Annotated in this window: 11 protein-coding genes; 3 read left to right on the forward strand and 8 right to left on the reverse strand. The window is 68.0% G+C overall.

The window, feature by feature from the left end:
• The 3 genes from dinB to QN358_RS14750 all read right to left on the reverse strand — a co-directional run.
• The coding region (gene dinB / locus QN358_RS14740; RefSeq protein WP_416352005.1) for a DNA polymerase IV at positions 1 to 1,235 on the reverse strand (1,235 nt) is incomplete at its 3' end.
• 212 nt (positions 1,236 to 1,447) lie between these two features.
• Entirely contained in the window at positions 1,448 to 1,996 is a 549-nt protein-coding gene (locus QN358_RS14745; RefSeq protein ID WP_161580371.1) for a DUF1697 domain-containing protein, read from the reverse strand.
• A 2-nt stretch (positions 1,997 to 1,998) separates the two neighbouring features.
• A complete protein-coding gene (locus QN358_RS14750) occupies positions 1,999 to 3,636 on the reverse strand; it encodes an ABC-F family ATP-binding cassette domain-containing protein (protein ID WP_136641546.1) in 1,638 nt (545 codons plus the stop codon).
• Between the two features lie 111 nt (positions 3,637 to 3,747).
• On the opposite strand from QN358_RS14750, the gene QN358_RS14755 reads away from it, so the two are divergent.
• From QN358_RS14755 to QN358_RS14765, 3 genes are read left to right on the forward strand one after another with little or no spacing between them, the layout of a single operon-like run.
• Positions 3,748 to 6,591, forward strand: coding sequence for a phosphatidylglycerol lysyltransferase domain-containing protein (locus QN358_RS14755; protein ID WP_323512822.1), 2,844 nt, complete (start codon positions 3,748 to 3,750; stop codon positions 6,589 to 6,591).
• 18 nt (positions 6,592 to 6,609) lie between these two features.
• Positions 6,610 to 7,614 (forward strand): aldo/keto reductase family protein, encoded by a 1,005-nt coding sequence (locus QN358_RS14760; protein WP_323512823.1) that lies wholly within the window; start codon positions 6,610 to 6,612, stop codon positions 7,612 to 7,614.
• A 6-nt stretch (positions 7,615 to 7,620) separates the two neighbouring features.
• A complete protein-coding gene (locus QN358_RS14765; protein WP_136641543.1) occupies positions 7,621 to 7,863 on the forward strand; it encodes a hypothetical protein in 243 nt (80 codons plus the stop codon).
• A 54-nt stretch (positions 7,864 to 7,917) separates the two neighbouring features.
• Here the strand turns inward: QN358_RS14765 and QN358_RS14770 are convergent, their stop codons facing one another.
• The 5 genes from QN358_RS14770 to QN358_RS14790 form a co-directional block, all read right to left on the reverse strand.
• The gene (locus tag QN358_RS14770) at positions 7,918 to 8,817 is read right to left on the reverse strand and encodes an oxygenase MpaB family protein (protein WP_136641591.1); all 900 of its coding nucleotides are present in this window, start codon (positions 8,815 to 8,817) and stop codon (positions 7,918 to 7,920) included.
• A gap of 140 nt (positions 8,818 to 8,957) precedes the next feature.
• Positions 8,958 to 9,935 (reverse strand): NAD(P)/FAD-dependent oxidoreductase, encoded by a 978-nt coding sequence (locus QN358_RS14775; RefSeq protein WP_323512824.1) that lies wholly within the window; start codon positions 9,933 to 9,935, stop codon positions 8,958 to 8,960.
• An 82-nt stretch (positions 9,936 to 10,017) separates the two neighbouring features.
• A complete protein-coding gene (locus tag QN358_RS14780) occupies positions 10,018 to 10,593 on the reverse strand; it encodes an isoprenylcysteine carboxyl methyltransferase family protein (RefSeq protein ID WP_323512825.1) in 576 nt (191 codons plus the stop codon).
• Complete coding sequence (locus QN358_RS14785) at positions 10,551 to 11,654, reverse strand: type III polyketide synthase (RefSeq protein WP_136641540.1); 1,104 nt, start codon at positions 11,652 to 11,654, stop codon at positions 10,551 to 10,553. Before QN358_RS14785 ends, QN358_RS14780 begins: the two co-directional genes overlap by 43 nt.
• Positions 11,655 to 11,704: 50 nt before the next feature.
• A complete protein-coding gene (locus QN358_RS14790) occupies positions 11,705 to 12,952 on the reverse strand; it encodes an MFS transporter (RefSeq protein ID WP_323512826.1) in 1,248 nt (415 codons plus the stop codon).
• Positions 12,953 to 12,968 lie beyond the last annotated feature (16 nt).

Raw genomic sequence — 12,968 nt, forward strand, 5'->3', positions numbered from 1 at the left:
CACCGCGTGACCGGAGCTGACGTGGCTGACACCGCAGACGATCTCACTCTCGACCAAGCAGCGGCAGAGGGGCCCGGCTGCACGAGGGAGGCGCGTTTGAGGAGGGTGCGGCCGAACTTGGCCGCGATGAGGTCGGCGGTGGCCTCGGCATCGCGCCAGCCGGAGGGCGGAGCAGACTCGTCGTCCCACAGGGAGGGCTGGTGCACGGTGTCGCCGGCCGTCACGAGGTTCTCCACGCGCACGCCGATGAGGCGCACACGCTGGTCGACGGGCCCGAGCGCCGCGAACAGCTCGCGCGAAGCGTCGGAGATGGTCTGCGCCAGGTCGGTGGGCTCGGCGAGCGTGCGTGACCTGGTGATGGTCGAGAAGTCGGTGAACCTCAGTTTCAGCGCGACCGTCTTGCCGGCCAGCCCCGCGCGACGCAGCCGCACGGCCACCTGGTCGCTCAGACGCAACAATTCGAGCCTGATTTTCTGCTCATCTGCCACGTCGAACTCGAACGTGATCTCGTGCCCGATGCTCTTCTCGACCCGCTCGGTGACCACCGAACGCGGGTCGAGCCCCGACGCGAGGGCGTGAAGTTTCGCTCCCGACGCCTCCCCCACCCGCCGGATGAGCGTGTCGAGCGGGGTGGCCGCAAGCTCTCCGACGGTTTTGATGCCGAGTCGGCTGAGCGACTCGGCGGTGCTCGCGCCGACTCCCCAGAGGGCAGAGATGGGCAGCGGGTGAAGAAACGCGAGCGTCTCTGCGGCCGGAATCACGAGCATCCCGTCGGGCTTCGCCCTCCCCGACGCCATTTTGGCAATGAACTTCGTCGACGCAGCCCCCACCGAGCACGTGAGCCCCGTCTCGGCCTCGACCTGCGCGCGCACCAGCGCCCCGATGGTCGACGGCAGCCCGAGCAACCGCTTGGCGCCGGCCACGTCGAGAAACGCCTCGTCGATGCTGAGCGGCTCGACCAGCGGAGTGACGCTCCGAAAGATGCGCATCACCTCGCCCGAGAACCGCTTGTACTTCTCCATGTGCCCCGGAAGCACCACGGCATGCGGGCACAGCTGCAATGCCCGAGCCACCGGCATCGCCGAATGTACACCGAACCGCCGCGCCTCATACGTCGCCGAGGTCACCACTCCGCGCCCACCCGCGTGGCCGATGATCACCGCTTTTCCGACGAGTTCTGGATGCTCGAGCAGTTCTACTGACGCGAAGAAGGCATCCATGTCGATGTGCAGCATGGTCGCACTGCCGTCGTCTTCACCGCCACCGAACACCCGTGGCCGGGCTGCGGACGCCGCCTGCCGCACGGGCTTCGACGCCCACCCCGCTGCTCGCTTCGCTCCCTCGGCCATACCCTCCAGCCTATGCTGCGCCACCGACATCGCGGCGGCTCAGCCGGGCTCAGCGAGGCTCAGCCGGATCAGCGAGGCTCAGTGGATCCTGCCCGCGCTCAGGCGCGCTCGTCGAGCAGCGCCTGGAGCTTCGCGGCCGTGTTGAGGTTACGGGCGGTGTAGACGGGGCCCAGCTGCTTCCAGAACGAGACCGGCAGGCGCGAGTTCGAGATGCCTTCGGGGTGCCATGAGTAGACGGCGCCATCGCCGAGCGCGAGAACTTCGGGCAGAGTGGCGGCGGGGTCGGGGAGGGCGATGCTCTGGGCATCCAGAGCCCCCGGCACGAACGTGACGACCGCTTTCGATGGGTCGGCGGCAATGCTCTGCAGCGGGTTCGCCGCGACGATCTCGTGAAAACGTGCAGCCGCCAGAATGACGAACCCGGCTTTGAGACCCGTTGCTGCGTGAAAGTCTCGTTCGACCGCCGCCGTATCGTCGGCCGTCAGCATGCGGTCGGTTGTGAAGACGACGTTGCCGCTCTGCAGCAGAGTCTTCACGTCGGCGAAGCCGAGCGACTCGAACACCTGGCGGAAGTCGGCCATCGCCACACGCGTGGTCGGCCCGACGTTGATGCCGCGCACGAGGCCGACGTAGTGTTGGGCGCTCACGCTCAGACCTCGCTCACGCGACCGGCCTCGACCTGCCACTGGCGGGTGAGGGTGACCGTTTCGAGCATGCGGCGGTCGTGCGTGACGAGCAGCAGGGTGCCCTCGTACGCGTCGAGTGCCTCCTCGAGCTGCTCGATGGCCGGCAGGTCGAGGTGGTTGGTGGGCTCGTCGAGCACGAGCAGGTTGACTCCCCGCGCCTGGAGCAGCGCGAGGGCCGCCCGGGTGCGTTCGCCAGGCGACAGGCTGTCGACGGGCCTGTCGACGTGGTCGGCTTTGAGCCCGAACTTGGCCAGCAGCGTGCGCACCTCGGCGACCGGCATGTCTGGTACGACTGCACTCACCGCCTCGAACAGCACAGTCGAGCCTTCGAGCAGGCCGCGCGCCTGGTCGATCTCGCCGATGGCGACGCTGCGGCCGAGGCTCGCCGAACCCTCGTCGGGCTGCTGGGTGCCGAGCAGCAGCCGCAGCAGCGTCGACTTGCCGGCGCCGTTGGGGCCGGTGATGCCGATGCGGTCGCCGCCATCGATCTGCAGGCTGACCGGGCCGAATGTGAAGTCGCCCTGGCGGGCCACTGCGGCGCTGAGCGTCGCGACGACCGAGCTCGAACGCGGGGCCGAGCCGATGGTGAACTGCAGCTGCCACTCTTTGCGGGGCTCATCGACCTCGTCCATGCGCGCGATGCGGCTCTCCATCTGCCGCACCTTCTGGCCTTGCTTCTCGCTCGACTCTGCCGACGCTTTACGGCGGATCTTGTCGTTGTCGGGCGACTTCTTCATGGCGTTGCGCACGCCCTGCGACGACCACTCGCGCTGCACGCGCGCGCGGCCCACGAGGTCGGCCTTCTTCGCGGCGAACTCGTCGTACTCGTCGCGCGCGTGGCGGCGGGCCGTGGCCCTCTCCTCCAGAAACGACTCGTAGCCGCCGTTGTACACCGAAACGCTGTTCTGGGCGAGGTCGAGCTCGACCACGGTGGTGACACAGCGGGCGAGAAACTCGCGGTCGTGCGACACGAGCACAACTCCCCCGCGAAGGCCCCGCACGAACGCCTCGAGCCGGGCGAGGCCGTCGAGGTCGAGGTCGTTCGTCGGCTCGTCGAGCAGCACGATGTCGAACCGCGAGAGCAGCAGGGCCGCCAGGGCGACGCGGGCGGCCTGGCCACCCGAGAGGGCGGTCATGAGGTGGGTGACGGGCAGGTCGAGACCGAGCTCGGCGAGGGTGGCCGGGGAGCGGTCGTCGAGGTCGGCTGCTCCGCTCGCGAGCCAGCGGTCGAGGGCAACCGAGTAGGCGTCGGCGGCGAGCGGGTCGTCACTGCCGAGCGCCACGGAAGTGGTCTCCATGTCGAGGGTCGCCGCCGTGCATCCGGTACGCCGACCGAGGTAGTCGGCGATGCTCTCGCCTGCCACCCGCTCGTGCTCCTGGGGCAGCCAGCCCACGAAGGCATCGGCTGGGGCCAGCATCACCGTGCCGGCGAGCGGCGCGTCGACGCCCGCGAGCAGCCTCAGCAGAGTGGTCTTGCCGGCGCCGTTCGCCCCGACGAGCCCCACCACGTCGCCCGGTGAGACGGTGAGGCTGAGATCGCTGAACAGAACGCGGTGCCCGTGCCCGCCCGACAGTGCTTTGGCTACGAGTGTTGCGGTCATGACTCCATTCTCGCAGCCCGGATGCCCGGGTGCTGCTGCTCGCAGCGCCACCGACCTATCATGGAAACCCACGGGGAGTCACGCTCCGCAGAGAACCAAAGGGGTGTGGGCATGATCGCATGGCTGGCCACGATTCCGCCGCTTGCCGTACTACTCGTGGTGGCCTTCTTCGTGGCAGTCGAAAGCATCGGAATTCCGCTGCCGGGCGAAACGGTTCTCATCGCCGCCACCCTGCTTTCGATCGACGGGCACGTCTCACCGTGGTTCGTCGCTACCTCGGCCGTCATCGGCGCGGTGCTCGGCGACTCCATCGGGTACCTGATCGGGCGGCGGTTCGGTGTTCGGCTGCTCACGGTCGGCGCGCGCAGATTTCCGAAACAGTTCGGCGCCGAGCAGATTCACCGCGCCATCGGCGGCATGAACCGCTGGGGCGCGTGGGCTGTCGTCGGGGGCCGGTTCGTCGCGTTCCTGCGCATTCTCGTCGGGCCCCTCGCCGGTACGCTCCGGATGCCCTACCGCCGCTTCCTCGCCGCGAATGCCACCGGCGCAGTGCTCTGGGCCGGGGCCGTGACCACCATCGTCTACTCCCTGGGGCGGGCCGCGGTGGCGATCATCCACCAATTCAGTTGGATCGCGCTCGTCGCCGTGGCGGTGGCGATCGTGGTGGTGGCGATCACCGTGGTGTACCGGCGAAACACGGCGGCAGCCGCCGCAGCGGGCTCGTCGGCAACTGCCGTTGGTGCAGCCGGGAGTGCCGACGGCAGCACACCCGATTCCGATACCACCCCCGCGCCCCTCGAAATGGCCGACCTGTTCGAGCCCGACGGCAGCCTCAGCCCGCTCGCGAGCGCCGCCGGCATGCACTCGGGCGAGAAGCCGCTGCGGGGCATCCGGTCGGCCGTCACCACCGTGTTCGCCCCGCTCGCCCGGGCCGCCAGGCGCACCCCGTTCACCGCCGGGCTGCTCGGCGCTTTTGTGGTGGTTGCCCTCGCGACCGGAGCCCTGTGGAGCCCGATTGCACGCCGCAGCTGGTACCACGATGTGGCCTACGGGGTTCCGTCGTTTCTCGACGGGCACTGGTACACGCTGATCACGGGCACGTTCTTGTCGCAGGTTCCCATTCAGTACGCCCTCATTCTGATCGGCATCGTCGTGGCAGTGGGCTGGGCCGAAGTGAAGTTCGGAACGCTGCGCGCATTCGGCATCTTCGCCGGCGGCCAGATCGCCGCCGTCTCTGGCACGCTCTTCGTGCTGCTGGCGGCGCGCTCGTTCGACAGCGCCTGGGCGGCCGACCTGGCCTCGCACTACGACGTAGGGCCGTCGGGCGGGGTGCTGGCGTGCCTGGCCGCCGCGCTCATCACCGTGCGTGCGCCATGGCGGCTGCGTCTGCGGTTCGCCCTGCTCGCGTATGTGACGGTCTCTCTGATCTACCTCGGCACTCTCGCCGACCTCGAACACTTCCTGGGTGTCGCCGTCGTGATGCTGGTTGCTCCGTTTGTACTCGACCGGGCGCATCCCGCCGGGCGTCCGAGCGCACGGGAGTGGCGCATCCTCGCGTTCGCCAGCCTGGTCATTCTGGCGGCGGTCGAAGTCATCGGAACGCTCTTTCCCACCGACGACTCTCTGCGGGCCACGACCTCTGACACGAGCGTGTGGATCGATGTCGCCGTCGACGTCATCATCATCGCGTTCATCGCGAACGGCATCCGCCTCGGCCATCGGTTGCCGTGGGTTCTCGGCGTCATTCTGGGCGCCCTGAACGTGCTCGAGTTCGTGGGGCTCGCCATCTACGCCATCGTCGCCCTCGACTTTCCTGCCGACCTCTTCACGGCCATGGCCAACTCGGCGCTCTGGATCGCCCTGCTCGTCATTTTTCTGCTCGGGCACCGCGCATACCGGGTGCCGCTTCGCCGGTCGAGACGGGTCGTGCGCAACGCCACGGCCGCCGCGAGCCCGCTCGAGATTCTCACCACCGACGGCGGCGGAACCCTGTCGTGGATGACCATGTGGCCCGCCAACTCGTATTTCATCACGGCCGATGGCGAGAGTTTCGTGGCCTACCAGCGCCACTCCGGCGTGGCCATCGCCCTCGGTGACCCTGTTGGGCCACCCGAGAAGCTCGCACAGACCATCGTGGAGTTCGTGGCCGAGTGCGAGCGCATCGGGTTGGCGCCGTGTCTCTTCTCGGTGTCTGACACGGTACTGGATGCCGCACCCACCGATTGGGCAAACCTGCAGGTCGCCGAAGACACCATCATCGACCTGCCCACGCTCGAGATGACGGGAAAGAAGTGGCAGGGCATCCGGTCGGCGCTGAACAGAGCCGAGCGCGAGAACATCAGTTTTCGCATGACCGCGCTGGCTGACGAACCGTGGGCTGTCGTGTCGCAGGTGCGCGCCATCTCTGAGGAATGGGTGGGCGACAAAGCGCTGCCCGAGATGGGGTTCACGCTGGGTGGCGTCGACGAGGCGCTCGACCCACACGTGAAGACCGCGCTGGCGCTGGACGAGTCGGGAACGGTGCACGGAGTGCTCTCGTGGTTGCCGGTGTACGGCGTCGACGGCACGATTCGCGGCTGGACCCTCGACCTGATGCGCCGGCGTGACGACGGGTTCAAGCTGGTGATGGAGTTTCTCATCGCGTCGTCGTGCCTGGCATTTCAGGCCGAGGGCGCCCTGTTCGTCTCGCTCTCGGGAGCGCCCCTCGCGCACGGGGCCGACTACCAGCCCACGGGCATCGACGCCGTACTCGACTCGCTCGGCACCGCGCTCGAACCGCTCTACGGTTTTCAGTCGCTGCACAACTTCAAGACCAAGTTCAACCCGCGCTACGAACGCATGAGCCTGCTGTTTCGCGACGAGGGCGATCTGCCGAAGATCGCACTGGCACTGACCCGCGCTTTTCTCCCCGGAGAATCACTGCTGGGCATCGCCCGCATGGGGCTCGGCCGTTGAGGGGGTAGCGTTTGAAGCATGGACTTCAGGTATCTCGGCAACAGCGGACTCAAGGTTTCAGAAATCACCTACGGCAACTGGCTCACGCACGGTTCGCAGGTTGAGAATGACATCGCCAAGCTCAGCGTGCGGGCCGCGCTCGAAGCGGGCATCACCACATTCGACACCGCAGACGCCTACGCGAACACCGTGGCAGAAGAGGTGCTCGGCAAGGCTCTGAAGAACGAGCGCCGTGCGTCGGTCGAGATCTTCACCAAGGTGTACTTTCCCACCGGCCCGAAGGGGCCCAACGACACCGGTCTGTCGCGCAAGCACATCCTCGAATCGATCGACGGCTCGCTGAAGCGCCTGCGCACCGACTACGTCGACCTCTACCAGGCCCACCGCTACGACTACGAGACCCCGCTCGAAGAGACGATGACAGCGTTCGCCGACATCGTGCGGGCGGGCAAAGCGCTGTACATCGGCGTGAGCGAGTGGACGGCGCCGCAGCTGCGCGAGGCCTCCGCGCTCGCCTCGAAGCTCGGTTTTCAGCTCATCTCGAACCAGCCGCAGTACTCGATGCTCTGGCGCGTCATCGAGAGCGACGTGGTTCCCGCCTCAGAAGAACTCGGCATCTCGCAGGTCGTGTGGTCACCTGTGGCGCAGGGTGTGCTGACCGGCAAGTACAAGCCGGGCGCGCCTGTTCCCGAAGGCTCACGCGCCACCGACAGCAAAGGTGGCGACGAGATGATCAAGAACTGGCTGCGCGATGAGACCCTCGAGCGGGTGCAGAAACTGCAGCCTATCGCCGATGAGGTGGGGCTCACCATGGCGCAGCTCGCGGTGGCGTGGGTGCTGCAGAACCCCAACGTGGCGTCGGCCATCATCGGGGCGTCCAAACCCGAGCAGATCGCGTCGAACGTGGCGGCCGCCGGAGTGAAGCTCGAGGCCGCCGTGCTCACCGCCATCGACGAGGCGTTGGGCGACATCGTCGAGCGCGACCCGGTGAAGACCACCTCGCCGGCCAGCCGACTGGCCTGACCGACCGTGAACCTCGACCGCGCCACGCGATTCTCGCTGCTCGGCTTTCTCGGGTCGTTCGTCACGGTGGGCGCTGCCGTCGCCAACGCAGTGACCCACGGTCTGTACGGCCCGGTGTTGCTCATCGTGATGATGGCGGGCATCGTGTTCGCGCTGGTCATGGTGGTGTCGGCCCGCCTCGAGCGGCGGCGGCTGCGGAAGCTCTCTGAACCTCCGAAGCCGATGCCGCCGACCATGCGCTTTCGCTGAGGTGCGCTGAGCTACTGCGGGCCGGCGTCGTGCGTGCGCCGGCTGCGGCTGCGGCTACGCGGCACCCTCGAGCAGGCCGAGGCGCGTGAGGCGGCGCCGGGCAGCGAGCTCGCTCGGCTTGTCTGCGCCGAGCATGCTGCCGATCACCTTCAGCACCAGCCCGGTGGCCCCGATGGTGGGCAGCTGCAGTGGGCCGATGTGCGCGGGGGTGAGGCCGAGCATCCGGCGATATTCGCCTGGAATAGAGGAGACGGCGCCCTCGAAGAGCACGGCGTACCCCGGCATCAGTGCTCGTGCGAGCGGTGGCCGGCGAATGAACTTCACCGCTTCGGCGACCCTGTCGTCGCTCTTCAGTACTCCGGCCTCGACGAACGCGTGCAGCTGGTCGCGCAGCTCGGCCTCTGACCGCGGCGGGTTCGGCACCCCCATCAGCTCCCCGGCCTTCGCCCACTCGCGAACGTAGGCGTCGGCGCCGCCGGGAATCGGCCCAGACCAGAGCTTCGCCGTGGCCAGAAACGAGTCGGTGAACGCCAGATGCACCCACGAGAGCAACTCGGGGTCGTTCGCCGCGTACGGGCTCTCGACGTTCTGGGCGTCGAGGTAGGTTCCCACCACGCGCTCGTGCAGCTTCAGCACCCAGTTCGAGGTCGCAACAGCGGTTTCGGTGTCGGCGTAGCTGACGGTGAAGATCCAGCGGATGGTTCCGGCCAGACGCCCCAGCGGGTCTTCCTTGTACCTGGAATGGTCGTGCACCCCGGCCATGGCTCCCGGGTGCAGCGCCTGCATCAGCAGCGCACGAACACCGGCGACGATGGTGGCCGTCTGGCCGTGCACCGCCCACGTGGCCGAACCCGGCGCGAAGAACCCGGCGTCGTCACCCCGATCGAGGTTCAGAACCCACTCGGGCTGGCCTTCGAGCTGCCCGGTGAAGGTCGACCGCAACCGGTTGCGCATGCTCTCAGGAAAAACGTTCACCCTCCTAGTCTCTGCCTCGCGGCGGCCGACCCCCGGCCCCTTGACGGCAACTCCCAGCCCACTCCCGGGCGATGTGGGGTGCAGGCGCACTCAGCGGGCGATGTGGCGTGCAGGCGCACTCAGCGGGCGAGGCGGTCGACAGCGGCTCCGAACAGTCTCGGAACCCGAACCGCCAGTGGAACAATGGATGCCCGCAGCGGCGATCGCGACGCGAGAAGCAGCGCCGTGGTCAGCCTGTTCGCGGGCCCGCTCACCCGACGCCAGCCGCGTTCGTAGGCCGCGCCAACGGTCTGCGCGGACTCTGCAGCTCGACTGTCGGCCTCCCCCTGCTCTGCCACGATCGCCGCCACCGCGGCCGCCGCCTGCGCAAACCCGATGCGCAGGCCCTCGCCGGTAAGCGCGTCGATGTACCCCGAGGCGTCGCCGACCAGCAGCACCCTTCCCTCCGAGTGCCGCGTCACCCGCTGGCGCAGGCTGCCTGCACCCTGCAGCGCGTCGGCCGCGAACCGCTGCAGATCGTTCACCGCCGCGAGCGCCGGTACCGAACGCACGGCCTCAGCGAAGTCGAGACCGCGGGGGCCGAGCATCGCGACCCCGATCATCCGGTCGCCCACCGGGGTGACGTAGACCTCGAACCCTGGGCTCCAGTAGACCTCGACGAAGTCGCTCCACGGAGCGATGTGAAAGTGCTGCCGCAACCCATACCGCCGCGCTGCAGGTGACGGTATGGCGGGGTGATCGAGCCCCGCGAGGGTGCGCACGGTGGAGTGCAGGCCGTCGCTGCCGAGCAACCAGCGGGCACGGAGGGTCGACGAACCCGTGAGCCCGAGCGTGATCGAGCGGGCATCCTGAACCAGCGTCTCGGCCCGGCCCACCCGAAAGAGCACTCCGAGCTGCTCGGCACGCGCCGTCAGCAGGCCCGACAGCTCGACGCGCTGCACCCCGCGCCCGGCCTCGCCGCCGAACCGGTGCGAGACCGAGCGGCGGGCGTCGCGGTAGGTGATTCCGGCGATCGGATGCCCGGCCACCGCCACCCCGAGCCGCCGCAGCTCGTCAACCGCCGCCGGCATCAGCCCCTCACCGCAGGCCTTCTGCACGGGATGGCCGCTGCGAGCCCCACCGGGCCGCCGCCCACCACTACGACGTCGGCGTCGAAGGCGCTCACCCCAGGCATGCCGCCTACGACTCCTGTCGCGCCTGGGTCAGCCCGAAGGCGAGGGCGGTCTCTTCGACGGGAATGCGAACGCGCAGCAACAGTACGAGGTTGATCGCGGTGAACGCGACGGCGGTGATCCACGCGCTGTATAAGAGCGGCAGCGCCACCCCTTCGGCAATCACGGCCACATAGTTCGGGTGAGCGAACCAGCGGTATGGCCCGCGGTTCACCAGCGGCAGGCCCGGAACCACGATGACGCGGGTGTTCCAGCGCCGGCCGAGCGTACCGATGCACCACCAACGCAGCACCTGGCTCGCGAGCGCAATCGCGAGCATGGGCCAGCCGAGCCAGGGCACGAACTCCCGCCCGAGGAGAAAGACCTCGCCGAGGCACGCCAGCAACATCGCCGTGTGCAGCACGACCATGAACGGGAAGTGCTTCTGGCCGAACTCCACTCCCCCTCGTTCAAAAGCCCACGCAGCGTTGCGCGCGGAGACGCCGAGTTCGACGAATCGTTCGCCGCCCGTGGCCAGAATGAGGGCGAGATAGAGAAGCACTAGTCGCTCGTCTGCTGTTCCTGCGCCTGCGATTCCGGCCATTTCAGCAGCACGATCTCGGCACAGACGCCCGGGCCCAGCGCGAACAGCAGCCCGAGGCCACCCTCATCGAACCGTTCGAGGCTGAGGGTCTCGGCGAGCACGTGCAGAATCGAGGCCGACGACATGTTGCCCTTCGCCGCCATCGACTGCCAGCTCACATCGAGGGCACCCTGTGGCAACCCCAGTGCCGACGAGAACGATTCGAGCACGCGGGGGCCACCGGGGTGGGCCATCCAGACGTCGATATCGGCCACGGCGAGGTCGTGCTCGGTGAGAAAGCCCACCACATCGTCGTCGAAATGCTCATCGATGACGTCGGCGACGCCCGCCGTCAAAACGATGCGAAAACCGCTCTCGCCGGGGTTGAAGCCGAGCACCGCCTCCGTTCCCGGGTACAGGCGGCTGCGCGAGTCGAGCACGTCGGGCCCGGTGACGGCCATGGTCTCGGCGCGGTCGCTGCCGACCATCAGAACGGCCGCTGCTCCGTCGCCGAAGAGCCCGCTGGCGACAAGATTGCCCATCGAGTCGTCGCCGCGCTGCACGGTGAGCGAGCACAACTCGACCGAGATGAGTAAGGCCACATCATTCGGATGCCCGAGCAGGTAGTCGTTCGCACGAGCAATGCCGGCTGCACCGGCCACGCACCCGAGCCCGAACATGGGCACGCGTTTCACGTCAGAACGAAACCCCAGCCTCAGTGCGAGCAGGGCATCGACCGACGGAGCCGAGATGCCCGTCACCGACGTGAAGATGACGTAATCGATGTCGGTCGCCTGCAAAGAGGCCTTTGCCAGGGCGCTCACGACCGCTTCTTCGGCCAGGTCGACGGCCGCACCGATGAAGATGTTGTTCGTCAATGTGAAGTTCAGCGAGCTGTCGCGATACCACTCATACGGCATGACAAGGTGCCGCGACGCCACCTTGCTGTTCTGGTGCAGCCGGTTCAGTAACAACCGTTTGCTGGCGTCATTGGTGATGATCGGGCCGAGCAGCTCAGTGATCTCTGCTTGCGGATAGGAATGAGGGGGGAACGCTGCGGCGACTCCCGCGATTCGAGGCATTTTTGCACGCTAGCATGCTGCTGTAACGATCTGAGGTCACGGCATGGCGTCTACAACTTTTTGCCTGAGACCTTGTCTTGAAGCGGAACGAGCGGTATGGCCACCAACGGCAGTACTGCGACGACGGCGAAGGCCGCCCCGAACCCCACTGCACCCACCAGCAGACCCATGAGCGGGGCCGTTGCCGCCGACGCCATGTATTGCGCCGTGTTCTGTGCGCCGAGCGCCCGGCCCGACCATCTGCTGCCGGCGATCTCGGCAACCGAGGTGAAAGCCAGCCCGTTGTCGGCCACGGTGATGGCCGATGCGAAAACGATGCCGACCGCCGCGAACCCTGCCAGGTGCAGCGAATCGGTCAGAGCGAGCACGAGCATGATGGCGCTGGCAGCCGCGGCGACCACCCGCAGCGGCCTCATGCGGCTGCCCACCCGGTCGGAGACGATACCCACCACGATGCGCCCGACGGCGCCGACGAACTGTGCGCCGCCCACCACGATGCCGGCGGCGAGCGGCGGCCAGCCCTCGTTGCCGATGAGCCACACCAGCGCGAACGTCGACACCACGAACTGCGGGATCACCAACAGCACGGAGACCCCGTGGATGCGCCACAGCAGCGATGTCGCACGATACGGGTTCTCAGGCCGCTGACCGGGCACCAGCACGTCGTCGGCACGCCTCGGCGGGTCGACGATGAAGACCAGCGCCAGAACGGCAGCGACGGCCACGACGATGAGCGGGAAAAGCAGCGCGGCGCTCAGGCCCCCACCCGCGGCAAGGGGCGGGATGACGATGGCCGCGACGGCCACGCCGAGCGGCTGGGCCATCTGCCGGATGCCCATGGCGAGCCCGCGGCGCCGGGTCGGAAACCAGCCCACCACCAGACGACCCCCTGCAGCGTTCGCGCTGGCGGCGCCCATACCGCCGACCAGCAGGAATGCGCCAGTGGAGACGAGGTCGGTCGCGAACAGCGCGCCCACCGCCGAGAGGGCGGTGACGACGAGCCCGGCACCGATCACCCAGTGTTCCCCGATACGGTCGGCCAGCGCGCCCCACGCGATGAGGGTGAGTACCATGCCCACACTCGGCGCAGCAACGAACAGGCCCGCCTCGGCCAGCGACAGCCCGCGTTCGGAGTGCAGCAGCGGAATCAGGAACGCCGGCCCGCTGATGGCGATGGTGCCCGCGACCTGCGCCAGTACGCCGAGCGCGAGCATCGACCAGGGCCGAAAGCCCAGTGTCGGTGTCGGTGCCGGTCTCGGTGTATTGGCGCTCTCGCTCTTGCGCAGAGAAGTTGTCATTGGAATACCATAGCGG

The sequence above is a fragment of the Subtercola sp. RTI3 genome (assembly GCF_035018625.1).
GTDB classification, from domain to species: domain Bacteria; phylum Actinomycetota; class Actinomycetes; order Actinomycetales; family Microbacteriaceae; genus Subtercola; species Subtercola vilae.

Excerpts from the sequence above, each read along its gene's own strand:
- QN358_RS14750 (WP_136641546.1), bottom strand. The coding sequence starts at position 3,636 with ATGACCGCAACACTCGTAGCCAAAGCACTGTCGGGCGGGCACGGGCAC.
- QN358_RS14755 (WP_323512822.1), top strand. The coding sequence starts at position 3,748 with ATGATCGCATGGCTGGCCACGATTCCGCCGCTTGCCGTACTACTCGTG.
- QN358_RS14760 (WP_323512823.1), top strand. The coding sequence starts at position 6,610 with ATGGACTTCAGGTATCTCGGCAACAGCGGACTCAAGGTTTCAGAAATC.
- QN358_RS14770 (WP_136641591.1), bottom strand. The coding sequence starts at position 8,817 with ATGCGCAACCGGTTGCGGTCGACCTTCACCGGGCAGCTCGAAGGCCAG.
- QN358_RS14780 (WP_323512825.1), bottom strand. The coding sequence starts at position 10,593 with ATGGCCGGAATCGCAGGCGCAGGAACAGCAGACGAGCGACTAGTGCTT.
- QN358_RS14785 (WP_136641540.1), bottom strand. The coding sequence starts at position 11,654 with ATGCCTCGAATCGCGGGAGTCGCCGCAGCGTTCCCCCCTCATTCCTAT.
- QN358_RS14790 (WP_323512826.1), bottom strand. The coding sequence starts at position 12,952 with ATGACAACTTCTCTGCGCAAGAGCGAGAGCGCCAATACACCGAGACCG.